Genomic DNA, 24,939 nt, shown 5'->3' with positions numbered 1-24,939 from the left:
GACATGAAGTGCAGTTCGCAATCGGCCGGGGATGTTTCATAACGCTCGCCGGTCGCGATGATGTGCGCCACCAACGGGCCGTGGGACACCGCCACACCCTTGGGCAGGCCGGTGGAGCCGGAGGTGTAGATCACGTAGGCGAGGTTGTCGCCGTCCAGTTTCACGTCCGGTGCGGTGTCGCGGTAATCAGCCCAGTCTTCGCTGCGATCAATCGTCAGAGTGTCCAAGCCCTCGGGAATCGGCAATTGCTGCAACGCGCGGCTATGGGTCAGCAACAATTGCGCACGGCTGTCTTGCATCATGTACAGCAGGCGGTCACGCGGGTATTCGATGTCCAGCGGCACATACACGCCACCGGCTTTCATCACCGCCAGGAACGCCACCATGATTTCAGCACTGCGCGGCATGGCAATCGCCACGCGCACTTCCGGGCCGACACCACGGGCGATCAACGCGTGGGCCAGGCGATTGGCCTGGCGGTCCAGCTCGCCGTAGGTGAGTGTCTGTGCATCGAACTTCACCGCCACGGCCTGCGGGGTTTCACGGGCACGATCAGCCACCCGCTCGTGCACCAGACGCTCGGCCGAGAAGCCGGCGTCGGTCTGGTTCCACAGTTGCAGGATGTGCTGTTGCTCATCCGGGCCCATCAGTTTCAATTGGCTGATGGGTTGCTGTTGATCGGCAACCATCGCCTGCAACAGGTTCTGCCAGTGGCCAGCCATGCGCTCGATAGTCGCCGGGGCGAACAGGTCGGTGGCGTAACTCAGCGAGGCACGCAGCGTCGTCTGGCTTTCTTCCACGTCCAGTGCCAGGTCGAACTGCGCCACGTCTTCATCCCAGCTCAGCACCTCGACGTCCAGCTCGGCAAGGCGCTGCAAATGATGGTCGGCCGAGGTCACGCGATGGTTGAACAACACTTGGAACAGCGGGCTGAGGCTCATGCTGCGCTCAGGTTGCAAGGCTTCGACCAGTTGCTCGAACGGCAAGTCCTGATGGGCCTGGGCCTCAAGTGAACGCTGGCGGGCCTGTTGCAGCAGTTGCACCACGCTCATCTGCCCGTGGATATCGGCCTTGAGCACCTGGGTATTAACGAAAAAGCCGATCAGCCCTTCGGTTTCCAGGCGATTGCGATTGGCAATCGGCACGCCGACACGCACGTCTTCCTGGCCGCTGTAGCGGTGCAGCAACGCCTGGTAGGACGCCAACAGCACCATCGGCAACGTCACGCCGACGCTCTGCGCCAAGCGACGCAGACCGGCCAGGAGCTGCGGCTGCAGTTCAATACCCAGACGCGCGCCACGGTGACTTTGAACCGCTGGGCGCAGGTAATCGAAAGGCAACTCCAGTACCGGCTGCACGCCGCCCAACTGGGCCTGCCAGTAGGCCAATTGGCGGGCCTTTTCACCGGCCTCCATCCAGTTGCGCTGCCACAGGGCGTAGTCGGCATATTGAATCGGCAAGGTCGGCAAATCGGGCATCTGCCCCTGGCTGAAGGCGGCATAGAGCTGCACCAGCTCCTCGACCATCAATTGCATCGACCAGCCATCGGACACGATGTGGTGCTGCACCAGTACCAGCACATGTTCGTCTTCACTCAGGCGCAGCAGCTTGGCACGCAGGAGCGGCCCGCGCAGCAGGTCGAACGGTTGCGCAACGACGTCAGCGACGCGTGCCCTTAGGCTGGCTTCATCTGCTTCGGCCAGGTCGATTTCAATCAGGCCCGAGTCTTCAATCACCTGCACCGTGCCAGCGGCGTCCTGGCGCAAATGGGTGCGAAGGCTTTCATGGCGTGCCAGCAAGGTGTCGAAACTGCGTTGCAGTGCGGACAAGTCCAACGGGCCTTTCAAACGTAATGCGCTGGGGATGTGATACGCCGTGCTGTGCGGGTCCAACTGCCAGAGGAACCATTGGCGTTCCTGGGCATAGGACAGCGGCAACGGTTGGCTGCGATCGACCTTGAGCAACGCTGGCGCCGTCACGCCCTCCTCACCCAGCGCCCGCACAAAGTCGCCCAGCAACGGGTGTTCAAACAGGGTCTTGAGCGCCACTTCCAACGCCAGAGCCTGGCGAACCCGCGACACGATGCGCGTGGCCAGCAGTGAATGCCCGCCGAGTTCGAAGAAGTGGTCGTCGAGACCGACCTGCGGCAGGTCCAGCACTTCGGCCCAAATGGCCGCGACCTGTTGCTCACGTGGCGTCACTGGCGCGACATGGCCCTTGCTCAGCAGCGATGCGTCCACGGCCGGCAATGCTTTGCGGTCCAGCTTCCCGTTGGGGGTCAGCGGCAGGCTGTCGAGGAACATCAGGTGCGCCGGCACCATGTAGTCCGGCAGGCGTTCGCGCAGGGCGGCCTTGTAGACCTCTGGCGCATCAGGCGCAGTGCTGACCAGATAAGCGATCAGGCGGTCGTTGTCGGCCAGGACCACGGCCTCGCGCACGCCGGCATGCTCGCGCAGGCAGGCTTCGATTTCGCCGAGTTCAATGCGGAACCCACGCACCTTGACCTGATGGTCGACCCGGCCGATGTACTCCACCACACCGTCGACGCGGTAGCGGGCCAGGTCGCCGGTGCGATACAGACGCTCACCGGGCTCGCCATACGGGTTGGGCACAAAGCGCTCGGCCGTCAGCGCAGGGCGCTCGTGGTAACCCCGCGCCAGGCCAACGCCGCCGATCAGCAGCTCACCAGCCGCGCCTACCGGGCAGGGTGTCAACCCGGCGTTGAGGATGAACAATGCGGTATTGGCGATAGGCCGCCCGACCAAAGGCTGCGCCACGTGCAGGCGATGGGCGGCCGACCAAATGGTGGTTTCCGTCGGTCCATACAGGTTCCACAAAGTCCCTCGCAGGTCGAGCAGACGCTGGGCCAGGTCCGTCGGCAACGCTTCGCCGCCGCAAAGGCTCTTGATGCCGTGCAGCAGTGGCGCACGCGGGCTCTCCAGCAGCATGCGCCAGGTCGATGGCGTGGCTTGCAGTACGTTGGCGGACTGGCTGTGCACCAGGTCGATGATCGCTTCCGGGTCGAGGGCCAGTGCCTGGTCACTCAACAACACGGTGGCGCCCACCGTCAGCGGTACAAAGAGCTCCAGGGCGAAGATATCGAACGAGAATGTCGTCAGCGACAACATCCGCGCTTCAGCAACGATGCCCAGCGTGTCGGCCATCCCACAGGTAAAGCTGCACAACGCCTGGTGGCGCACCATCACCCCCTTGGGCTTGCCCGTGGAACCGGAGGTGTAGATCACGTAGGCCAGGTGTTCCGGTGTGACATTGACGTGCGGGTTGTGCTCGGCAGCGTCGGCATCCTCGACCATCAGCACCTGTAGCCCCTGCGGCTGTACCAGACGCCCCTCAAGAGGTGGCTGGGTCAGCAACACGCGGGCGCGGCTGTCTTCAAGCATGTAAGCCAAACGGTCCGCCGGGAACTGCGGGTCGAGCGGTACATACGCGCCACCGGCCTTGAGGGTCGCCAGCAAGCCGACCACCATCTCCAGGGAGCGCTCGACATGCACCGCCACCAGCACGTCCGGCCCCACACCAGCCGCGATCAGGCGATGGGCCAGGCGATTGGCGCGGCGGTTGAGTTCGCCGTAGCTGAGGGCTTGGCCATTGAATTGCAGTGCCAGCGTGTCCGGTTGTGCCAGGGCTTGAGCCTCGAACAGTTGCTGGACGCAGCGCTCGCGAGGATAGTCGACAGCCGTGTCGTTCCAGGTCTCGACCATCTGTTGCCAGTGCGACGCGCTGAGCATCGCCAGTTCGTCCACCGCTTGTGAGGCATCGCGCACCACGGCGCGCAGCAGGTTTTGCCAGTGCTCGGCCAAGCGCTCGACGGTTGCGGCGTCGAACAGGTCGGTGGCATAGGTCAGGGACGCCCACAGACCGTCAGCGGACTCTTCAGTCTCCAGGTTCAGGTCGAACTGTGTGCTGTGCCCGGTCCAGTCGACCGGCTGCAAGTCCAGGCCAGGCAACCGCACCGACGTGGCGCGCAGGTTGTCCTGGTGGTTGAACATCACTTGGAACAGCGGGTTGTGGCTGAGACTGCGCTCCGGTTGCAGGGCTTCCACCAGCTGTTCAAACGGCAGGTCCTGGTGAGACTGAGCTTGCAGGGCGTGCTGCTTGACCTGGGCGAGCAATTGCTCAAATGCCATCTGCCCGTGCACGTCCGCCTGTAACACTTGGGTGTTGACGAAAAAGCCGACCAGACGCTCGGTTTCCAGGCGATTGCGGTTGGCGATCGGCACGCCCACGCGAATCTGCGACTGGCCGCTGTAGCGATGCAGCAAGGTCTGGAACGACGCCAGCAGCACCACGAACAGGGTCACGTCCTGACGCTGGGCCAGGGCCTTGAGTTCAGCCACCAACCCACTGTCCAGATGGACTTGCCGGCGCGCGCCGCAATGGCTTTGCACCGCAGGGCGCGGATGGTCCAGGGGCAACTCCAGCACCGGATGCTCGGTGCCCAGGCGTGTGCACCAGTAATCGAGCTGGCGCTGTTTTTCACCGGCCGCCATCCACTCGCGTTGCCACAGGGCATAGTCGGCATATTGGATCGGCAGCGCAGCCAACGGGGTGTGGCCCTGATAGAGCGCCACCAGCTCGTCGACCATCACTTTCATCGACCAACCGTCGGAGATGATGTGGTGCTGGGTGATTACCAGCACATGGTGCTCAGGCTCGACCTCCAGCAATTTGACGCGCATCAGCGGGCCAGTCACCAGGTCGAACGGGCGCTGGATTTCCTGCGCCACGGCGTGCTCGATGGCCGAGGCCTCCACGCGCTGCTGTTCGATCGGCATAGCCAGGCTTGGATGAATGACTTGCCAGGTGTGCTCGCCCTCTTCCACAAAGGTGGTGCGCAACGGTTCATGACGGTTCACCAGGGCCTGGAGCGCCTGCTCCAACGCCGCGACATCCAGCTTGCCGCGCAGGTGCAGCGCACTCGGCACATGATAGGCAGCGCTGGCCGGGTCGAGTTGCCAGAGGAACCATTGGCGTTCCTGGGCAAACGACAGCGCCAGCGGCTGGTCACGTGTCACTGCCACAAGCGGCAGTGCCGTGGTGGTCTGCAACCCTGCGCAAGCCGCTGCGAAGGCTTCCAGCGTCGGCTGTTCGAACAGCGTGCGCAAATGCACTTCCAGCTTGAGGTCATGGCGTACCCGCGAGACCACTTGGGTGGCCAGCAGCGAATGGCCGCCACGCTCGAAGAAGTGGTCATTGAGGCCCACCTGCTCCACCTGCAACACGGCTTGCCAGATGGCGGCCAGTTGCATTTGCAGGGCATTGTGCGGGGCCGCATAGGCCTGGCGCGCTTGATTCAGGTCGGGGGCCGGCAGCGCACGACGGTCGAGCTTACCGTTGCTGTTCAACGGCAACGCATCGAGGATGACCCAATGCCCCGGCACCATGTAGTCCGGCAGGGACTGGCGCAAGGTGGCGGCCAATGCGGGCAAGTCCAGGGACTGCCCATTGACGGGCACCACGTACGCCACCAATTGCGTGCCCGTCGCACTCGACTGCGCGATGACGGCGGCTTCGCGCAACTGCGGCACGGCTTGCAGGCTGGCTTCGATCTCGCCCATTTCCACGCGGAAACCACGGATCTTCACTTGATGATCGATGCGCCCGACATACTCAAGCGCACCCGCCGCGTTGTAACGGGCCAGGTCGCCGCTGCGATAGAGACGCGAACCCGGCACGGCAGAAAACGGGTCCGGCAAGAAGCGTTCAGCGGTCAGCGCCGGACGGTCGAAATAGCGCTGGGCCAGGCCGTGTTCGGCGCCGATGCACAATTCGCCAACACCCTCTGTTGCCAACAGGTCGAAACCGCTGTCCAGCACATACAAGGAGCGCCCCTGGATCGCCCGGCCAATCGGCACGCCAAACGCGTCGCTGGCATCCGCCAACTGGCAGTCGTGCACGCTGGACACCACCGTTGCCTCGGTAGGCCCGTAGGTATTGACCAGGCGCACATTGCCCAGGCCAGCGACGTGCCAGGCGCGCAGCCCTTCCACCGACATCGCCTCGCCGCCAACATGCACTTGGCGCAGGTTGCCCAGGCGGCGTGGGTCGACAGCACATTCCTTGGCGAGCAAGTACCAGTAAGCGGCCGGCAAATCCGCCAGGGTCACGCCTTGCTCGACGATTTCCCGGGCCAATTGCCCGGCGTCCCACAGCTCATCGCCGCGCATGATCAACGCAGCGCCGACACACAGGGGTGGGTAGCATTGCTCGACGAAACCGTCGAAGCTGAAGGTCGCGAATTGCAGCACGCGGTCCGCAGCACTCAAGCGGCTGTAGGCCTCGGCGCTGTCGCAGAATTGACCGAGGGCGGCATGATCGATGGCCACACCCTTGGGCTTGCCAGTGGAGCCGGAGGTGTAGATCACATACGCAAGGTCAGCGGCGCTTGTGTGATTGAGTGGATTGGTCGACGGGTAGTCTGCCAACTCTGTGCCGGAGGCGGTGAAGTCCACACGCTCCAGCCCTTGAGGCAGCGGCAGGTCGGCAAGCAACCCGATTTCGCTGAGCAGCAGATCGAGGCGGCTGTCCGACAGCATGTAGGTCAGGCGATCCACCGGGTAGCTCGGGTCGAGCGGCACATAGGCGGCGCCGCTTTTGAGCACGGCGAGCAAGCTGACAATCAATTGCGGACCGCGTCGAGCCGCCAGGCCGACGCGTTGGCCAGGCCCAACGCCCAGCGCCAACAGGCGATGGGCCAGACGGTTGGCGTGAGCATTGAGCTGTGCATAGCTCAAGCGTGCATCGCCTGCTTGTACCGCCAGCGCCTCCGGCGTGGCAGCGGCCTGGGCGGCGATACGTTCGTGCACGCGCAGGTCATTTTGTGCGGCACCTGCCGACTGGCTGAGGGCGAGCACGTCGCGCTGGGCAACGGTTTCGAGCAGACGCAGATTGCCAAGCGGTGCCTGGGCATCGGCGAGCATCTGAACCAGCAAATGTTGCAGGTTGCCACTCAGTCGAGCGACCTGCTGTGCGCTGAAACGCGCTTGGTCATAACCAAACTCCAGGCGCAGGCTGGTGCCCAACTCAATCCCCAGGGTCAGCGGATAGTGGGTCTGTTCATGGTTGTGCAGGCGGCCGAACGCCAGGCCGGCGGGAGCGCCTTGTTTCAAGGCTTCGGCCACCGGGAAGTTTTCAAACACCAGCAAGGTGTCGAACAGCGCACTGCCCTGCTGCCCCGCCCAGCCCTGGATGTCATACAGCGGCACATGTTCGTGGTCGCGCAGGCTCAGGTTGAGCGCTTGCAGTTCGCTCAGCCAGCCGGCAACCGACTGCGCGGGCGAGGCTGTGCTGATGATGGGCAGTGTGTTGATGAACAGGCCCAGTTGTTGTTCGACCCCCGGCAATGGCGCCGAGCGGCCTGCGACAGTGGCACCAAAGGCCACGCAGTCTTGCCCGGTATAGCGTTGCAACAACAGGCTCCAGGCGCCTTGCAGCACAGTATTGAGGGTGACTTTCTGGCGGCGGGCAAACTCACCGACGGCCTGCGTGAAATCGCCCTTCAGCAGCACCTGATGATCGGCCATTCCCTTGCCGTCGGTCGGCACACGCAGCGCCTGGGCCAGCAAGGTCGGCGTTTGCAACGGTGCCAGGCTGGTTTTCCAGAACGCTTCACCTGAGGCTTGCTGCTGCAACCACCCCAGGTAATCACGGAACTGCCCCAGCGGCGTCGGCACGTGTTGCCCGGCGTAGTGAGCGATGACTTCGCCGAGCAACTGGGCGTTACTCCAGCCGTCCATGAGGATGTGGTGGCTGGTGAAAATCAGATGCCAGGCGGTGCCGGCACCGCGCACCAGCATCAGGCGAAACAGCGGCGCCGCATTCAGCACAAAGCCTTTGCCGCGCTCGGCAGCGGCGAGCGCATCAAAGTCGGCGTCGATGTCTTCGATGACTTGCAACTGCACATCCACCTGGCGCTGGATCACCTGGTGGGCGCTTTCCAGACCGAGCCAGTGGAAGCTGCTGCGCAGGATGTCATGGCGGTCCAGCGCGGCCTGCCAGGCCCGACCGAATGCCAGCAAGTCCAACCCGTCGATGTCCAGGCGCAACTGGTTGATGTAAGCCTCGGCCTCGGGCTCGTACAGCGTATGGAACAACATACCCTGCTGCATCGGCGACAGCGGGTAGACATCGGCAATCGCCGGCCCGGCGATGGGCAAGGCGTCCAACTGCGGCTGGGTCAGGCGTGCCAACGGAAAATCGGAAGGGGTGACTTGCCCTGCCGGCGTGTCGCAGCAATGCTCGATCAAAGCCTTGAGTTCGGCCACGTAGTCATCCGCCAGGCGCTGGACCGTCGCGACATCGAACATCTCACGGCTGAAACCCCACTGCAGGGCCAGTTCACCGCCATACACCTGCCCTTCCACCGTCAGCCAGTTAGCCAGCGGCGCCTCGGGATCCTGGGCCTGCCCACTGCCTTGGGCAGCCGGAACGAACAGCGCCGACTCGTTGAACTGGCGGTCGAACTGGCCCAGGTAGTTGAAGGTGATGCGCGGTGTAGCCAGGTTCGACAGGGCTTCACGGGCGTCAGGCGTCCCGAGATAGCGCAGCAGGCCGTAGCCGATGCCCTTGTGCGGTATGGCGCGCAGTTGCTCTTTCACCGATTTGATTGCACCCGACAGCTCGCCATCGGCTTGCAGGCGTACCGGGAACAGGCTGGTGAACCAGCCGACAGTGCGGCTCAGGTCAACCGTGTCGAACAGGTCTTCGCGGCCATGGCCTTCCAGTTGGATCAGCGCGGCGGGCTGTTCGCTCCAGCGGCTGATGACCCGTGCGAGTGCGGTCAGCAGCAGGTCGTTGACCTGGGTGCGGTAGGCCGCTGGCGCGTCCTGCAGCAGTTGACGGGTATGTTCGGCACTCAGGCGAATATCGACTTTGCTGCCCAAGCGGTTTTGCAGGCCGCCCTGGGGGTTATCGCACGGCAGATCGGCGCTCGCAGTCTGGGCCTGCCAGTACGGCAGTTGCTCGCCCAGCGTCAACGCATGGGCCTGCAATTGCTGCGCCCACAGTTGATAGCCACTGGTCTTGGCCGGCAACGCGGCATTGCGGTAAGCCTGTTGCAGGTCTTCGAGCAGGATGCGCCACGATACGCCGTCTACCGCCAGGTGATGCACCACCAACAGCAAGCGCTGGGCGCCGTCGGCCATCGCCACCAGGGCAGCACGCAACAACGGGCCCTGCTCAAAGTCAAGACTGCGCTGGGCTTCGTCGCAGAGTGCGGCCAACTCAGCGTCGTCAGCGACTTGGGTTTGCCACACCTCGGCCGTGGTCACAGGCTCGGCATGGGTTTGCCGCCACCCGTCAGCCTGTTGCACAAACCGCAGGCGCAGGGCGTCGTGGTGGTTGATCAGTTGGGTCAAGGCCGCTTCAAGCCGTGCAGGTTCCAGGGTTTCCCGTGGCGTCAGCAGCAGCGACTGGTTCCAATGCTGACGCGCTGGAATCGCCTGCTCAAAAAAGCTGTGCTGCACGGGCGTAAGGATCACCTCGCCGGTGACCGGCCCCTGGTCGATGATCGTCGCCTGCTCGAAAGTCGCCACCCGCGCCAGGCTGCGGATGTTCTGGTACTGGAACAGGTCCCGCGGGCTGAGGCGAATCCCCGCCTGGCGCGCACGGCTGATCACCTGGATGGAGATGATCGAATCGCCGCCCAGCTCGAAAAAGTTGTCTTCCAGGCCGATCTGCTCCACACCCAGCACATCGCTCCAGATGGCAGCCAGGGCTTTTTGCAGGTCATTTTCCGGTGCGACATAAGCCTGTTGTGGCGCGGCATCCGGCACCGGCAAGGCCTTGCGGTCGAGCTTGCCGTTGGCGGTCACCGGCAGCTTGGCCAGGTGCACCAGATGGGTCGGCACCATGTACTCCGGCAGGCTGCTGAGCAGCCAGGCCTTGAGATCGACCGGCGCCTGGTCTTCCAGCACCAGGTAGGCCACCAGCTGCTTGCCGCCTTGCACCAACACCACCGCCTCGCGCACCGAGGGGTGTTGCATCAGGCGCGTCTCGATTTCACCCAGCTCGATACGCAGGCCACGCAGCTTGACCTGATGGTCGAGGCGGCCGAGGTATTCGATGACGCCATTGGCGCGCTGACGCACGCGGTCGCCGGTGCGGTACAGGCGCGTGCCGTCACCGAAAGGACTGGGCACAAAACGTTCGGCAGTAAGTGCCGGACGTCGATGATAACTACGAGCCAGGCCAGTGCCGCCCAGGTACAGCTCGCCGCTGACGCCAGCGGGAACCGGGTTGAGCTGGGCATCGAGCACGTAGGTGCCGAGGTTGGCGATGGGGCGACCGATGGGCACGCTGTCGGCGCCTTCGTCGACGCAGGTCCAATGGGTGACGTCGATGGCGGCTTCGGTTGGGCCGTACAGGTTGAACAGCCCGGCCTGGGGCAATTTGGCAAACACTTGCAGTTGCGCATCCAGCGGCAAGGCTTCGCCACTGCAGACGATGCGGCGCAGGCTCGTGCAAGCTTGCACGCCCGACTCGTGGATAAACGCCTGGAGCATCGACGGCACAAAGTGCAACGTGGTGATGCCGTGCTGCCCAATCGTCTCGATCAGGCGTGCCGGTTCGCGATGCTCGCCAGGCGCCGCGACCACCAGGCGTGCGCCGGTCATCAGCGGCCAGAAGAACTCCCACACCGACACGTCGAAGCTGAACGGGGTTTTCTGCAGGACCGCATCGCTGGCGTCCAGGCCATAGGCCTGCTGCATCCAGCACAGGCGGTTGACCAGCGCGCGATGGCTGTTGCCGGCGCCCTTGGGCTTGCCGGTGGAGCCGGAGGTGTAGATCACGTAGGCCAGGTTCAGCGCGTGAAGGGTGACGTTTGCCGAGTCGGTGCTGTAGCCATCGAGCCAGTTGGCGGGCTGGTCCAGGGCAATCACCTGAATGCCCTCGACAGGCAGGTTTGGCAACAGGCTGTGCTGACTGAGCAACAACTGAATGCCACTGTCTTCGATCATGTAGGCCAGGCGTTCCTGAGGATATTCAGGATCCAACGGGACGTAGGCGCCACCCGCCTTGAGAATGGCCAGCAGACCGACCACCATTTCAATCGAGCGCTCCACGCAGATGCCGACCAGCACGTCCGGGCCTACGCCCTTCTCGCGCAAGGCATGGGCCAGCTGGTTGGCGCGAGCATCCAACTGCGCATAGGTCAGCGTTGTGGCACCGAACACCAGCGCGAGCGCGTCGGGCGCGAGCTGCACTTGGTCTTCAATCAGGTGATGGATGCCGCGCTCGGTCGGATAAGCCTCGGCGGTCTGGTTCCAGTTGAGGACCAGCACTTGCTGCTCATCCGCATCCAGCATCGGCAACTCACCGATGCGCTGCGCACCGTCGACCACCATGGCCTGCAACAGGCTGATCCAGTGCCCGGCCATGCGCTCGATGGACGCCGCGTCGAACAGGTCATTGGCGTAGGTCAACGCGGCGTGCAGGGTGCCGGATTTTTCATAGGTGTCGAGGGTCAGGTCGAACTGAGTGGTGCGGCTTTGCCACTCCACCAGCGCCAGCTCCAGGCCAGAGGCCGTGCTGACGCTCGCAATATCAGCGACCACCGGCTGGTGGTTGTACATGACCTGAAACAACGGCGTATGGCTGAGGCTGCGCTCGACCTTGAGGGCTTCCACCAGGCGCTCGAACGGTAATTCCTGATGGGCCTGGGCGCCCAGTGCATGCTCCTTGATGCTTTGCAGCAGCTCAGTGATAAGGGTTTGCCCGCTCAGCTCGGTGCGCAGCACTTGGGTGTTGACGAAAAAGCCGATCAGCCCTTCGACTTCAGTACGGTTGCGGTTGGCGATTGGCACGCCGACACGGATATCGCCTTGCCCTGTATAGCGATGCAGCAACACGTTGAACGCGCCGAGCAACAGCATGAACAGGGTAACGTTGTGTTTTTGCGCAACGCTGCGCAGTTGTACAGCCAGCGCGGGCTCAATCGCGAAGTTATGGCGTGTGCCCTGGTAGCTCGGCATGGCAGGGCGTGGGCGGTCCGTGGGCAGTTCCAGTACCGGGTGTTCATCGCCCAGGCGCGCCTGCCAGTACTCCAATTGGCGGGCCTGCTCACCGGCTTCCAACCAGCGACGTTGCCACAGGGCGTAGTCGCTGTACTGGATCGGCAAGGCCGGCAGTTGCGGTGCTTCATTGCGTTCATGGGCGTCGTAGCAGCGGATGAACTCCTCAATCAGCACATTCATCGACCAACCGTCGGAGACGATGTGGTGCAAGGTCAGCAGCAACACATGCTCCTGTGTGTCGAGCTTGAGCAATTCCACGCGCAGCAACGGGCCGTTTTCCAGGTCGAACGGCAGCAGCGATTGACGGATCGCGGCGTCGTTGACGGCTTGTTCGCGTTCGGCGGTAGCGAGGTGGCTGAAATCGACTTGCTCGACGGCCAATGACGTCGCTGTCGGCACTTGCAACAGGTGCTCGTCGGCCTGGCGCTGGAACACGGTGCGCAGGGTTTCGTGCCGCGCGACCAGGCTCGCAAACGCTTGCTCCATCGCTTCCAGGCTCAGCGTGCCTTTGAGGCGTACAGCACCGGGCAAGTTGTAGGCGCCACTGGCCGGATCCAACTGCCAGAGAAACCACATGCGCTGCTGTGCATAGGACAGCGCCTGGCGATCCTCCGCTTCCACCCCTGCCGGAATCGGAAACCGGGAAAAATCCACCCCTTCTTTCTGCAAGGCCTGCAGGAACAATTGGCGTTTTTCCAGGGGCAACCCGATAAACCGCCGAGCAAGTTTCAAGGAGTCTTCAGCATTCATTTCTTGGAGTCCGGAGCAATAGGCGGGAAGCACAAAGGCACGTCGTCCCTATAAAACGAACCGGACAGGGAAAAATTAGCGGGGAGTGGAAGGCGTGGAGCGAGGTGTCATCAAGGGTTACATCAATCTCAGCAGAGACACCCAAACCCGAGCTAGCATTGACGAACACCACTTTTTGCAACTACATTTAGTTACACGCAGGGAACGCCGTGTCCAAAAATGAAAAGCTGCTCGCCAAACTGCTCAATGAGCACATGGCATTTACCTGGCCTGAGCTCGTAACGCTGTTGCATCGGCTGGGCTACACACAGATTGAAGGGGCTGGAAGCCGGGTCAAGTTCGACATCGGTGACCCCAGTGCAATGATCACCTTGCACAAGCCTCACCCTGGCAACGAACTGAAACACTACATTCGGCGCCAGATCATTGAGCAATTGAAATCAGGAGAACTGATTCAGTGAACAACCAACTGAAACACAAAGGCTACATCGGCTCCATCGAAGCCAGCGTCGAAGACAACTGCCTGTTCGGCAAGATTCTGTTCATCAAGGCGCTGGTGAGCTATGAAGGGAAAACCGTCGCTGAGCTGGACGCTGCATTTCGGGAGGCGGTGGATGACTACCTCGCCACTTGCCAGACCCTCGGGCAGACCCCGGAGAAGCCTTGCAAGGGCTCCTTCAATGTCCGGGTCGGCCATGACTTGCACTTGGCGGCAGCCCTGGCGGCGACCCGCAAAAAAGTGACCCTCAATGACCTGACACGCCAGGCCTTGAATGAGTTTTTACAGCATCATGGCAATGATGCATGCCCTGCGGTTAGCTGATTAGCCCAACCGCCGATAACCCAACACTGCCGCCCCCAGCACCACCGCGCCCGCCGCCAACGCCACGTAGAACCCGCTGGTGGCGCCTAAGTGGTCAATCATCCAGCCGGAACTGGCAGCGCCAATGGCCACGCCGATGCTGAGGCCGGTGATCAGCCAGGTCATGCCTTCGGTCAATCGGCTGGCGGGTACGATTTGCTCCACCAAGGCCATGGATACAATGAGCGTTGGAGCGAAGAACAGCCCGGAGATAAAGATGGCCACCGCAAGTCCCGGAATGTTGGTTACCAGCAGCAACGGCAAGGTGGTCAACGCCGTGGCCACGCCACAGAACAGGAACTGCCGGGGCAGCGGAGCCTTGAGTTTGAGCGTACCGAACGCCAGCCCTGCCAGGCATGAGCCAATGGCGTACACCGACAGCACGATACTCGCGGCCGCTGGCTGGCCTTGATGCTGGGCAAACGCGACGCTGACCACATCCACCACGCCGACAATCACACCCATGGCCAGTAGCAGGATCATCAGGATCAGCACCGAGGGTGACGCTATCAGCCAGCGGCCGTGGTGGCCCTGATGCGCATGCACAGGTGGTTCGGTCTCACGCTGCAACACAAAGGTGGTAACACCCAGCGCCAGCAACAACGCGGCGACCAAAGGCCCCGCCTCCGGAAACAGCACCACGCTCAACCCCACCGAAATCGGTGGCCCGATGATAAAGCACACCTCGTCCAGCACCGACTCCAGGGCAAACGCGGTTTGCAGCTTGGGCTGGCCCCGGTACACCTCGGTCCAGCGCGCCCGCACCATGGCCGACATGTTGGGCATGCATCCGGCCAACGCGGCGAACAGGAACAGCAGCCAGTTCGGTGCTTGCAGACGCGTACACAGCAGCAACATCAACAACGCCCCGCCACCCATCAATGCGGCAATCGGCAGCACTCGGCCCTGACTGTATTGGTCCACCAGCCGCGACACCTGCGGCGCACAAAACGCCGTGGCCAAGGCAAAGACCGCTGCGACCGAGCCCGCCAGGCCATAGCCGCCATGCACCTGCGAGAGCATGGTGATCAAACCGATCCCCGTCATCGATACCGGCATGCGCGCCAGCATGCCCGCCAGCACAAAAGCCCGGGCGCCAGGGACCTGGAACAACTCGGCGTAAGGGTTTGCCATCCTGCTCGACCTCTTCATGAATGCCCCGAAACTTGCTATCCGCAAGAATCGAGGCAAAATACATACGGTGCGTATGTGATAAATCATGCTTAACATACGCGGCGTATGTCAATCTTTCCCTTGTCGATTGTGAGCCCTACCATGAGCCGAGCCCGTGCCGAAATGATCGAAGACACCCGCGCCCGGCTGATTGCCAGCGCGCGCCAGGCCTTTGCGACACAAGGTTACGCGAATACATCGATGGACGACTTCACCGCCCGTGCCGGCCTGACCCGAGGGGCGCTGTACCATCACTTTGGCGACAAAAAAGGCCTGCTGGCCGCCGTGGTTGCCCAACTCGACAGCGAGATGGACGCACGTTTACAGCGCATCTCAGATGAAGCTTCAGACCTCTGGAGCGGCTTTTGCGAACGTTGCCGTGCCTACTTGCGCATGGCACAGGATGACGAAATCCAACGCATCGTATTGCAGGATGCGCCGGCCGTGCTGGGTGACACGGGCTCCCAGCAACACTGCGTGGAGTCATTGCGCCAACTGATTGAGGCGTTGATGCAGGCTGGAGCCGTCCCCCACGTCCCGAGCCTTGCGCTGGCGCAACTGATCAACGGCAGCCTGGTCAACACCGCGCTGTGGATCGCCCGGGATGAACACCCGGACGAGCGGCTTGAGCAGGGCTTGCAAGGCCTGGAACTACTGCTGCGCGGCCTGAGCCTCACACCAACCGCTTGATCTGCTTATGCCGCCACACCAACCGGTAATACGCGGTCTGCAGGGCCAGCATTGCCAGGTACGTCACCGGAAACGCCATCCAAACGCCTTCCAGGCCAAAATGCGCGTTGAACAGGTACGCCATCGGCAGTTCCACGCAGAGCACGCAGAAAATCGAGATCACCACCGGCATCAGCACCACACCGCTGGCCCGCATGATCCCGCCCACCACCGCCTGGAAGCCAAACACCAGGATGCTCCACAGCATGATATGCAGCAGGTGCTCAGCGTTGACCCGTGCCGCATCGTCGGTAATGAACAGCCCGAGCAACCAGTGGGACAACACATAACCCAATACAATCAGGCCACCGGTGAGACACAGGTTGATCAACAACCCCGTGCGCAGAATCGGCCCGATACGCTCCAACCGCCCGGCACCAATCGCCTGGGCACCCAGGATCGAAGCGGTGATGGCAATCGACAAGGCCGGGAACTGCACGTAGTTGACGATCTGTGTCACCGCGCCATACGCCGCCGTGGCCTGGGAGCCGTGGCCGTTGACCAGGGCAAGGATGACCAATTCCGACAGCGACAGCACCACCATCTGGAGGCCGGTGGGCAAGCCGATGCGCAGGACTTTTCCGAGAATCACGCGGTCCAGGCGCAAGGCCGCAAGCAACTCACGATCGGGCGCCATCACATGATTCTTGTGGCGCAGGCGCAAGATCAAAAACAGCATGGCCAGGGCGTTACCCACCAGCCCGGCATACACCGCGCTCTGGATGCCCATGGGCGGCAGCCCGATCCAGCCGCCAATCAGGGCCGGGGTCAGCAACAGGCCGACCAGGGTCGACACCATCAACGCCAGCAACGGCGAGATCGTGTCGCTGACGCCACGCAGCAACTGGGTGTAGAGGATGAACACCAGCAATAACGGCATGATCAACATCATCTTCTGCGCATAGCCGACCGCATCGTCCAGCACATCAACCGGCGTGCCTAACGCCTGCAAGGCCGGGCGCGCAAACAGACTGCCCAGCACCGCTGCGATCACACCCACCAGCGCGCCCAGCGTCAAGGTTGCTCCGGTAATCACCTTGACCATCCCCGTTTCCTGCGCCCCCCAGGCTTGGCCGATCAACACTGAGGCGCCCGCCCCCAGGCCGATCACCAAGGCAATGAAGAAAAACACAATGGGGAACATGCCCGACACCGCCGCCAACGCTTGGGTGCCGAGCATTTGCCCAACATAGATGCCGTTGAGGGTGCCGGAAAAACTTTGCAGGAAGTTGGACAGCACCATCGGTGCCAGAAAGATCAGGTAGATCTGCCACAGCGGGCGTTGCAGAGGGCTTTGCATGAAAAACGGGGCCTCGGATCACTAAAGCGTCCGAGGGTTATACCGTAAGTGGATCCCATCTTCCTGTGCTTTCGGGTTCCAACACCCGGCAAGCGTCGCGCAGGCATTCGGGATATCCAGGTTTTATTCCATCAATTCGCTCGATGGCAGGGTCAGCAATTTCTGATTGGACGCGTGACAGGCGGGTCGATAGATTCCCAAGCGAAGATAGCTATTAGCCATCACCTCTCAACTCCCTGAATATCGAGCGTTCCATGAAAAAACCTGTCTCGTTGGCGATGCGTATCGGACTGGGCTTTGCGTCCACCCTGTCGTTGCTGGTGCTGATCACCGCCGTCGGTATCCAGCGCGTGGGTTTTATCGACAGCACCCTCAAGGACGTGTCCGAAAAAGCTGCTGTGGTGCAGCGTTATGCGATCAATTTCCGTGGCAGCGTGCACAACCGCGCCATCGCCATCCGCGATGCCGTATTGGTCAAGGATGAACCGTCGCTCAACCGCCACCTGGCCGAGATCGACCAGCTCAAGCGCGATTACCAGGACTCTGCGGTGATGATGGATCGCCTGTTCGCCAACACCGCCGCCAGCGCCGAAGAGTCCCGTCTTTTGGCTGATATCAAGGCCATCGAGACCCAGGCCCTGGCCTCCACCGAACGGGTGATCAGCCTGCGTCGCGGCAATGACATCGCCGGCGCCCAGGACTTGCTGCTGGCCCAGTCGTCGGCTCACTACACCGAATGGCTCAAACGCGTGAATGCCCTGATCGACTTCGAAGAAGCCCAGATCAAGCAACGCCTGGACACGGTGCAAGCCGCCGCCAGTAACTTTGCCGTGCTGATGCTGCTGGCCAGCGCCGTCGCGATCCTCTTGAGCGTGCTGGTGTCCCTGTTGATCATCCGCAAGGTCAAGGCCACCCTTGGCGCCGAGCCGGAAGAAGTCGCCGAGGCGATCCGTCGCTTGGCCAATGGCGACTTGAACCAGCCCATCGAAACCCGCTACCCCGACAGCGTGATGGGTATTTTGAAAAACGCCCTGGCGCGCCTGGGCGACACCATTACCGAAGTGCGCTCGGCAGCCCAAGCCCTGCGTCACGCCTCGGTCACCCTGTTGTCCGTAGCCAGCGACAACCGTCAGCAGATCACCCTGCAAACCAGCGAAGCCCAGCACGTAGCGGCTGCGATTACACAAATGGCGGCCTCGGTCAGCGAGGTATCGGGCTACGCATCCGCTGCGTCCAAGGCGACCATTTTGGCGGACGCAGAAGTCGACAGTGGCCACCGCCTGGTCGGCGAAGTGACCGTGGCTATCGAGGAGCTCGCAACCATCCTCGACCAGGCCACCAGCCGGGTCAACCAAGTGTCCAGCGACAGTGAAAGCATCGAAACCGTGATCGAAGTGATCAACGCCATCGCCGCCCAAACCAACCTGCTGGCACTCAACGCGGCCATCGAAGCGGCGCGGGCCGGTGAACATGGCCGTGGATTTGCGGTGGTGGCCGATGAAGTGCGCTCGCTGGCGACGCGCACCCAGGAATCCACCCAGGAGATTCGCGACATGATCGGCAAGCTGCAAAGCGGCACCCAGGACGCCGCCGATATCATGCAACGCAGCCGCAGCCTGGCCCAGCTCACCGTGGCGCAGACCCGCGACTCACAGGTGGCCCTGGGCAAGATCAGCCAGGAAGTGGGTGCGATCAATGCGATGAACGCGCAGATCGCCAGTGCTTCAGTGCAGCAAAGCGCGGCGGCGGAAGAAGTCGCGCAGAATGTCACACGCATCCATAGCTCCACCGTGCAATCGGCGGCGGGCTCGGAGCAGGTGGAGCACTCCAATCACGAACTGGCGGAACTGGCGGATCGCCTGAGTACCAAGGTGGCGTTTTTCAACGTGGCCTAGCGTTTGTCGCGCTTCATCTGCATGGTCAGGGTAAAACGGTCTGCGGGGTAGACCGTTTCCGACACCGCGATCACCCCGCCAGCCTCATCACGATACTGGCGGATGATATTGAGCCCCAACGCGCCGCCCTGCGCCTTGAGGCTGGCGGCCAACTCAGCTGACAGCTGCACCGGCCGCACCTGTTGGTCCACCACATCGATATGCCGCGAGAACGCCTTGCCGATCAACGCGGCGATCAGTTCATCCGGGTGCTTGCGCGCTTCGGGAATTACCTCGGCATAGGTCTGCTCGGCGTACACATCGGTCCAGCACAACGGTGCGTTGCCGGCGCTGGCATCGACCTTGATGCTCGACACGCAGAAGTAATGCCCGCCCGGTTCCAGCCCCAGGCGCCGCGCCAGCGCGATATCAGCGACGAACTCGCGAACGTCCTGGATATCGCGGATATGGGTTTCGGCCACCTGCACCAGGTCGGCCACCGACGCCATCGCCTGGGAATACCCGCCCTGAGGTGAGGCCGCTTCGACCCGCGTGCCCACGCGCTTGCGCCGCGAGACCATGCCCTGCCCCTGCAACTGATCGATGGCCGCGCGCACGGTGTGCCGGCTCACCGCGTACAGCGAGCAGAGTTCGAATTCGGTCGGCAACAACGACCCTACCGGGTAATGGCCGCTGCCAATCTGATCGATCAAGTCCTTGGCAACCGCCGCATAACGCCTCTGGCTCACGCTTTCCATTTTTACCCTCGTTGTCGAGTTGACAGTGTATCAGCACAGGCGTAATCATAATGTACGGACATATTAAATATGTATGGTTTAAAAATAACAATTAGGATTTTCCCATGTCGAGCACCGTTTTTGATTCCGCCCTGTTCCGTGACATGTTCGGCACCGCCGAAATGCGCGGTGTGTTTTCCGATAAAGCCCTGATCGAACGCTACATCGAAGTAGAAGTCGCCCTGGCCCGCGCCGAAGCCCGTTGCGGCGTGATCCCAAGCGAGGCCGCCGAGCAGATCGCCACGCTATCGAAATACGAGGCCCTGGACCTGGCGCTGATGCAACACGAGACCGAGATCGTGGGTTACCCGATCCTGCCGTTGGTGGAGCAACTGTCGAAGATCTGCGGTGAAGCCGGCCGCTATGTGCACTGGGGCGCCACCACCCAAGACATCATGGACACAGCCGTGGTCCTGCAGGTCCGCGCTGCGCTGGCCATCGTCGAGCGGGATATCCAGGCCGTACGCGGCTTGCTCGCCGGCCTGGCCGAGCGCTATCGCGACACACCGATGGCGGGCCGCACCCACTTGCAACACGCGCTGCCGATCACCTTCGGCTACAAGTGCGCGGTGTGGTTGAGCATGTTCGATCGCCACGCCGAGCGCCTGGTGGAGCTGCGTCCACGCGTCGAAATCGGCCAGTTCGCCGGGGCCGCCGGCACCCTCGCCTCCCTCGGCGACAAGGGCCTGGAAGTACAGGAAGCCTTGATGGCCGAACTGGGCCTGGGCGTGCCGCAAGCCACCTGGCACGTGGCCCGCGATGGCCTGGCCGAAACCTTGAACTTCCTCGGTCTGGTCACCGGCTCCCTGGGTAAGATCGCCCTCGACATCATGATGATGATGACCAGCGAACTGGGCGAAGTGTACGAACCTTTCGTAAAAGGCCGTGGCGCCAGCAGCACCATGCCGCAGAAGCGCAACCCTATTTCCTGCGAGCTGATGTACGCCGCCGCCAAGGGCGTGCGCCAACACGCCGGGCTGATGCTCGATGCGATGATCCAGGACTTCGAACGCTCCACCGGCCCGTGGCAGGCGGAGTGGATCGCCATCCCCGAAGCCTTCGCCCTCAGCGCCGCGTCCCTCGGCCAGGCGACCTTCATGCTCGCCGGCCTGGAAGTGCGCCCCGAACGCATGCGCAAGAACCTCGACATGACCCAGGGCCTGATCGTCGCCGAAGCCGTGATGATGGGCCTCGCCCCGGCCCTCGGCCGCCAGGTCGCCCACGATGTGGTCTACGCCGCATGCCGCATGGCCAATGACCAGGGCACCAGCCTGCTCGACGCCCTCCTCGCCCAGGGCGAAGCCACCGCGCAACTGGACCTGGCCGAACTGCAACGCCTGACCGACCCGGCCAACTACCTGGGGCTGGCGCCGCAGATGGTCGATATCGCGCTGGCGCGCCCAGGCTCAGTCAAACGCTGATCCCACATCCAATGGAGATCTAACTGTGGGAGCGGGCTTGCTCGCGAAAGCGGTCTGTCAGTTGATGAATGGGTTGACTGATGCACCGCATTCGCGAGCAAGCCCGCTCCCACACTGGGATCTCCAGCGTCACACCGAACCATAACAACAATGAGATCACAGACATGTCATCCACCCCCGCAAAAAAACCGCTCTACAAGGACCTGACTTTCCAGGTCGTCGCCGCCATGTTTCTCGGCATCGCCTTCGGCTTTCTCGCCCCGGAACTGGCCGCCAGTTTCAAGATCCTCGGCGATATCTTCCTCAAGCTGATCAAGACCGCTGTCGCGCCGCTGGTGTTTTTCACCGTGGTCCACGGCATCGCTTCGGCCGGTGATATCAAACGCGTCGGCAAGGTCGGCCTGCGTGCGTTGATCTACTTTGAGGTGGTGTCCACCATCGCCCTGGCCATCGGTCTGCTGTGGGGCAACCTGTTGCAGATCGGCTCCGGCATGCACGACGCGCACCCGAGCGGTGCCGCCGCTGCCGCCGCCAGTGCTGCGGTTGCCAAGGGCCATGCGCCCGCGTCGACCATGGACTTCATCTACGGCATCTTCCCGGACAATTTCGTCGGTGCCTTCGCCGGTGGCCAACTGTTACAGGTGCTGGTGATCTCGGTGTTGTTCGGTTTCGCCCTGCTGGCCTTGAAGCCGGAGCGTCGTGAGGTGATCGAAGACGGCCTGAACCGCATCTCCGAATGCTTCTTCGAGTTCATCAACCTGATCATGAAGTTCGCGCCCCTGGGGGCCTTCGGTTCGGTGGCGTATGCCGTGGGCAGCAATGGCACCGCGGTGCTGATGTCCCTGGCCAACCTGGTGTTGATGTTCTACGTCGGCATTGCGTTCTTTATCTTTGTGGTGCTGGGCGCGGTGTGCCGGTTGAGCGGCTTCAGCCTGTGGCGCTTCCTCACCTACATCAAGGATGAAATCTTCATCGTGCTCGGCACCGCATCGTCGGAAAGCGCCCTGCCGCGTCTGCTGCAAAAGCTCGAAAAATTCGGCTGCTCCAAGCAGAGCGTCGGCCTGGTGTTGCCCACCGGCTACGCGTTCAACCTCGACGGCACATCGATCTACATGTCGCTGTGCGTGCTGTTTATCGCCAACGCCTACGGCGTACCGCTGAGCTGGGAGCAACAGCTGGGCATCATCGCGATCATGCTGGTGACCTCCAAGGGCGCGGCGGCGGTGTCGGGTGGCAGCTTCGTGGTGTTTGCCGCAACCGTCACTGCTATCGGCGTGCTGCCAGCAGAAGGGCTGGCGCTGCTGTTTGGCGTGTACCGTTTCATGTCCATGGCGATTGCCACCTGCAACACCATCGGCAACAGCGTGGCGACGGTGGTGGTGTCCAAGTGGTCTGGCGAGTTCTCCCAGCAGACCGCCCAGGATGAATATCAACGCGTGCTCGGCCGTGCTGCCGGCGCGGCGCTTTAACGGAGCCTGGTGATGACTGCTCTGCGAATCGAACATGACGCGTTCGGCCCGGTGTCGATCCCGGCCGACCGTTACTGGGGCGCACAGACCCAACGGGCACTGGAGGTGTTCGGCAGCAAACAGCCGTTCCCCGCCAGCCTGATCCGCGCCTTTGGCCAACAGAAACGCGCGTGTGCCCGCGCCAATGCACGGCTCGGCGCGCTGGCCCCGAGCCTGGCACACGCGATCGAACTGGCGGCGCAGGCCTTGGCCAACGGCGACCTTGACCTGCACTTCCCGCTGTCGGTCTGGCAGACCGGTTCCGGCACCCAGACCAACATGAACGCCAACGAAGTCATCGCCAACCACGCCAACCTCGCGCTTGGCGGTGAACTGGGCAGCAAGTCGCCGGTACATCCCAATGACCATGTGAACCGCTCGCAATCGTCCAACGACAGTTTCCCCACGGTGATGCATTTGACCACGGTGCTGGAACTGCGCGGTCGCCTACTGCCTGCTTTGGGCCATCTGCGCGATGGACTCAACGCCAAGGCACAGGCCTGGCAGGACGTGCTGAAAATCGGCCGCACCCACCTGATGGATGCGGTGCCGATGAGCCAGGGCCAGGCCTTTGGTGCGTTTGCCCAGCAGATCCAACACGGTATTGCGCGTATCGAAGCCTGCCTGCCGCGCCTGCGCCTGCTGCCCCAGGGCGGCACGGCGGTGGGCACCGGGTTGAACACACCGGTCGGTTTTGACCTGGCGTTTTGCGAAGAAATCAGCCGACTCACCGGCGAACCCTTCGAAACCAACCCCTGCAAATTCGAAGGCATGGGCACCCACGATGCCCTGGTCGAAGCCTCCGGGGCGCTGAATGTACTGGCTGTTTCCTTGACCAAGATTGCCAATGACATCCGCCTGCTCGGTTCGGGTCCGCGTTGCGGCCTGGGTGAATTGATCGTGCCGGACGATGGCCTGACCTCCTCGATCATGCCCGGAAAACGCAACCCGACCATCGCCGAAGTGCTGGTGCAGGCGGCGATGCAGGTGATGGGCAATCACACCACCATTACCCTGGCGGGCGCTTCCAGTACCTTCGAATTGAACGTGGCCAAGCCGGTGCTGATCCACAACCTGCTGCACTCGATCGAGGTCCTCAGCGACTGCGTCAGCCTGTTCACCCACAAGCTGCTGAGCGGCCTGGAGCTGAACCGCCCACAGTTGGCGCGCAATGTGGAGCATTCGTTGTTGATGGCGACGGTACTGAACCCGCTGTTGGGTTACGACCGCGTGGCGCAGATCACCCGCAAGGCGGCGGATGAAGGCTTGTCACCCAAGGAGGCGGCGGTGCAGTTGGGGCTGATCAGCGCCGCAGAGTATGACCAACGGGTGCGGCCGGAAAGCATGATCAGCCCCGGCTGATCACAGGCTCAGCCAGCGCGTTGACGCCCTGATCAGGCCGATACGCGTCCGTTGTCGAGGATAAAGTTGATATTATCCATGTCGAAGCGCTTGTCCTCGTAGCCTGGCCCGCCTTGGTTGTTGGTACCGATATCCAGTTCCCGCAGAAGGCCAGGACGGTTGAGAAGCTCAGCGGCAAAGTGTCGTGCTTCAGGGCTGAACGTACGATTTGATGGCGTCTGACCAGCCGCTTCCTTCAACTCATTGACGTTGATGTATTGATCGTCCGCACCAGCGGTAAATTGCCTGAAGTTATCTTTCACGCCTTGAATCAAGTCGTGGTTACTCATGTTTTTGTACTTGTCCGAGGAATAGGCCAGGTTTTCCCTGGAGAACGCACCGTCGAACACGCCCATGCTGCTCTGGTCGAGTTCCTTGAACACATCACCCCGCTCAAGCAGCTCATTGGCCAGGTCTTTTTCGGCTTGGGTGGCCGGCTGGCCATCCAGTTTGCATCCACTGGCCACCGCATTCAGGGATTTGTCGGTGATCAACCCAGGGGAACTCGGGTCTTCAAATGAACTGAAACGGGCCTGTATCTTGTTGAGAAGCTGCTCCTTGCTGTCGTTCGCGTAAGGACGCTGGCCCGACGCAGACAGGGATGGCTGTTGCCAATCGGCCTGAGGTGAGTAATGGCTTTCCAGGCGCTGGCGCTGCATGCCGCCGCTGTACCGGCCTGGAAACTCACGCATGGGAGGTGCTTCTTGCTGCTCACTTTGATCAATGGTGCGCTCCACATCGCCCATGCTGATCAACCCATCTGTAGAACCTGCGTGGCCGATTGAATCCAGCATCGTGTTCAATTCAGGACGTTGGAGAATCTCCCTTGCCAAAAACGTCATCCGATCATTGAATGGATTACCGGTCAGTGGGCGATTGGCGACCTGCTGGAGGGTTTGCTGTGTCACAAACCCACTGTCAGCACTCTGGAAGTAATCGAAATTTTTCGCGAAATCCCGCGCAACCTCCGAGTTGGGTACGCGCCAGCCAGCGCTCCCGGAGGACGCTTGGGGCTGCTCGAAACGAGGACTGAAATCACTTCTAAAAGGAGTTTCCTGACGAAGGTTTACATAGGACATGGCAAAGGCC

The 24,939-nt window shown here is 62.2% G+C and carries 12 protein-coding genes; 7 read left to right on the top strand and 5 right to left on the bottom strand.

The features are described 5' to 3' along the window. Positions 1 to 12,785, bottom strand: a 12,785-nt coding sequence (locus HX823_RS22930) for a non-ribosomal peptide synthase/polyketide synthase (protein ID WP_177076871.1), incomplete at its 3' end; no start/stop codon positions are given. A 209-nt stretch (positions 12,786 to 12,994) separates the two neighbouring features. Here HX823_RS22930 and HX823_RS22925 point away from each other — a divergent pair. Both HX823_RS22925 and HX823_RS22920 read left to right on the top strand, forming a co-directional pair. Then, on the top strand, positions 12,995 to 13,246 hold the full coding sequence (locus HX823_RS22925) for a type II toxin-antitoxin system HicA family toxin (protein WP_177076869.1): 252 nt from the start codon (positions 12,995 to 12,997) through the stop codon (positions 13,244 to 13,246). Further along, positions 13,243 to 13,608, top strand: a complete 366-nt coding sequence (locus tag HX823_RS22920; RefSeq protein ID WP_033897427.1) for a type II toxin-antitoxin system HicB family antitoxin — start codon at positions 13,243 to 13,245, stop codon at positions 13,606 to 13,608. Before HX823_RS22925 ends, HX823_RS22920 begins: the two co-directional genes overlap by 4 nt. Here HX823_RS22920 and HX823_RS22915 read toward each other — a convergent pair whose 3' ends face one another. Then, entirely contained in the window at positions 13,609 to 14,781 is a 1,173-nt protein-coding gene (locus tag HX823_RS22915) for an MFS transporter (protein ID WP_177076867.1), read from the bottom strand. 141 nt (positions 14,782 to 14,922) lie between these two features. Between HX823_RS22915 and HX823_RS22910 the strand changes: the two genes are divergently transcribed. Continuing rightward, positions 14,923 to 15,510: a TetR/AcrR family transcriptional regulator gene (locus HX823_RS22910; RefSeq protein WP_177076865.1), complete on the top strand. Its 588-nt coding sequence runs from the start codon at positions 14,923 to 14,925 to the stop codon at positions 15,508 to 15,510. Here HX823_RS22910 and HX823_RS22905 read toward each other — a convergent pair. Next, positions 15,494 to 16,849 (bottom strand): MATE family efflux transporter, encoded by a 1,356-nt coding sequence (locus HX823_RS22905; RefSeq protein ID WP_038846643.1) that lies wholly within the window; start codon positions 16,847 to 16,849, stop codon positions 15,494 to 15,496. The genes HX823_RS22910 and HX823_RS22905 overlap by 17 nt on opposite strands. 254 nt (positions 16,850 to 17,103) lie before the next feature. Here HX823_RS22905 and HX823_RS22900 point away from each other — a divergent pair, with 254 nt between their 5' ends. Then, on the top strand, positions 17,104 to 18,744 hold the full coding sequence (locus HX823_RS22900; RefSeq protein ID WP_177076863.1) for a methyl-accepting chemotaxis protein: 1,641 nt from the start codon (positions 17,104 to 17,106) through the stop codon (positions 18,742 to 18,744). On the opposite strand, the gene HX823_RS22895 is transcribed toward HX823_RS22900, so the two are convergent. Continuing rightward, positions 18,741 to 19,472: a GntR family transcriptional regulator gene (locus HX823_RS22895; protein ID WP_177076877.1), complete on the bottom strand. Its 732-nt coding sequence runs from the start codon at positions 19,470 to 19,472 to the stop codon at positions 18,741 to 18,743. The two genes, HX823_RS22900 and HX823_RS22895, sit on opposite strands and share 4 nt — an antisense overlap. Before the next feature lie 113 nt (positions 19,473 to 19,585). Between HX823_RS22895 and HX823_RS22890 the strand changes: the two genes are divergently transcribed. From HX823_RS22890 to HX823_RS22880, 3 genes are all read left to right on the top strand, one after another. After that, positions 19,586 to 20,941, top strand: coding sequence for an adenylosuccinate lyase family protein (locus HX823_RS22890; RefSeq protein WP_177076861.1), 1,356 nt, complete (start codon positions 19,586 to 19,588; stop codon positions 20,939 to 20,941). Positions 20,942 to 21,105: 164 nt separating this feature from the next. Further along, positions 21,106 to 22,410, top strand: coding sequence for a cation:dicarboxylate symporter family transporter (locus HX823_RS22885; RefSeq protein ID WP_177076859.1), 1,305 nt, complete (start codon positions 21,106 to 21,108; stop codon positions 22,408 to 22,410). 12 nt (positions 22,411 to 22,422) lie between these two features. After that, positions 22,423 to 23,811 (top strand): lyase family protein, encoded by a 1,389-nt coding sequence (locus HX823_RS22880; RefSeq protein WP_177076857.1) that lies wholly within the window; start codon positions 22,423 to 22,425, stop codon positions 23,809 to 23,811. 32 nt (positions 23,812 to 23,843) lie between these two features. Here HX823_RS22880 and HX823_RS22875 read toward each other — a convergent pair whose 3' ends face one another. After that, positions 23,844 to 24,929, bottom strand: coding sequence for a hypothetical protein (locus HX823_RS22875; protein ID WP_177076855.1), 1,086 nt, complete (start codon positions 24,927 to 24,929; stop codon positions 23,844 to 23,846). Positions 24,930 to 24,939 lie beyond the last annotated feature (10 nt).

Origin of the sequence: Pseudomonas sp. P7759, assembly GCF_013386445.1 — a bacterium.
Taxonomy (GTDB): domain Bacteria; phylum Pseudomonadota; class Gammaproteobacteria; order Pseudomonadales; family Pseudomonadaceae; genus Aquipseudomonas; species Aquipseudomonas azotoformans_A.
Note: the sequence above shows the minus strand (reverse complement) of the source record. Positions and strands in the feature narration are given on the sequence as shown.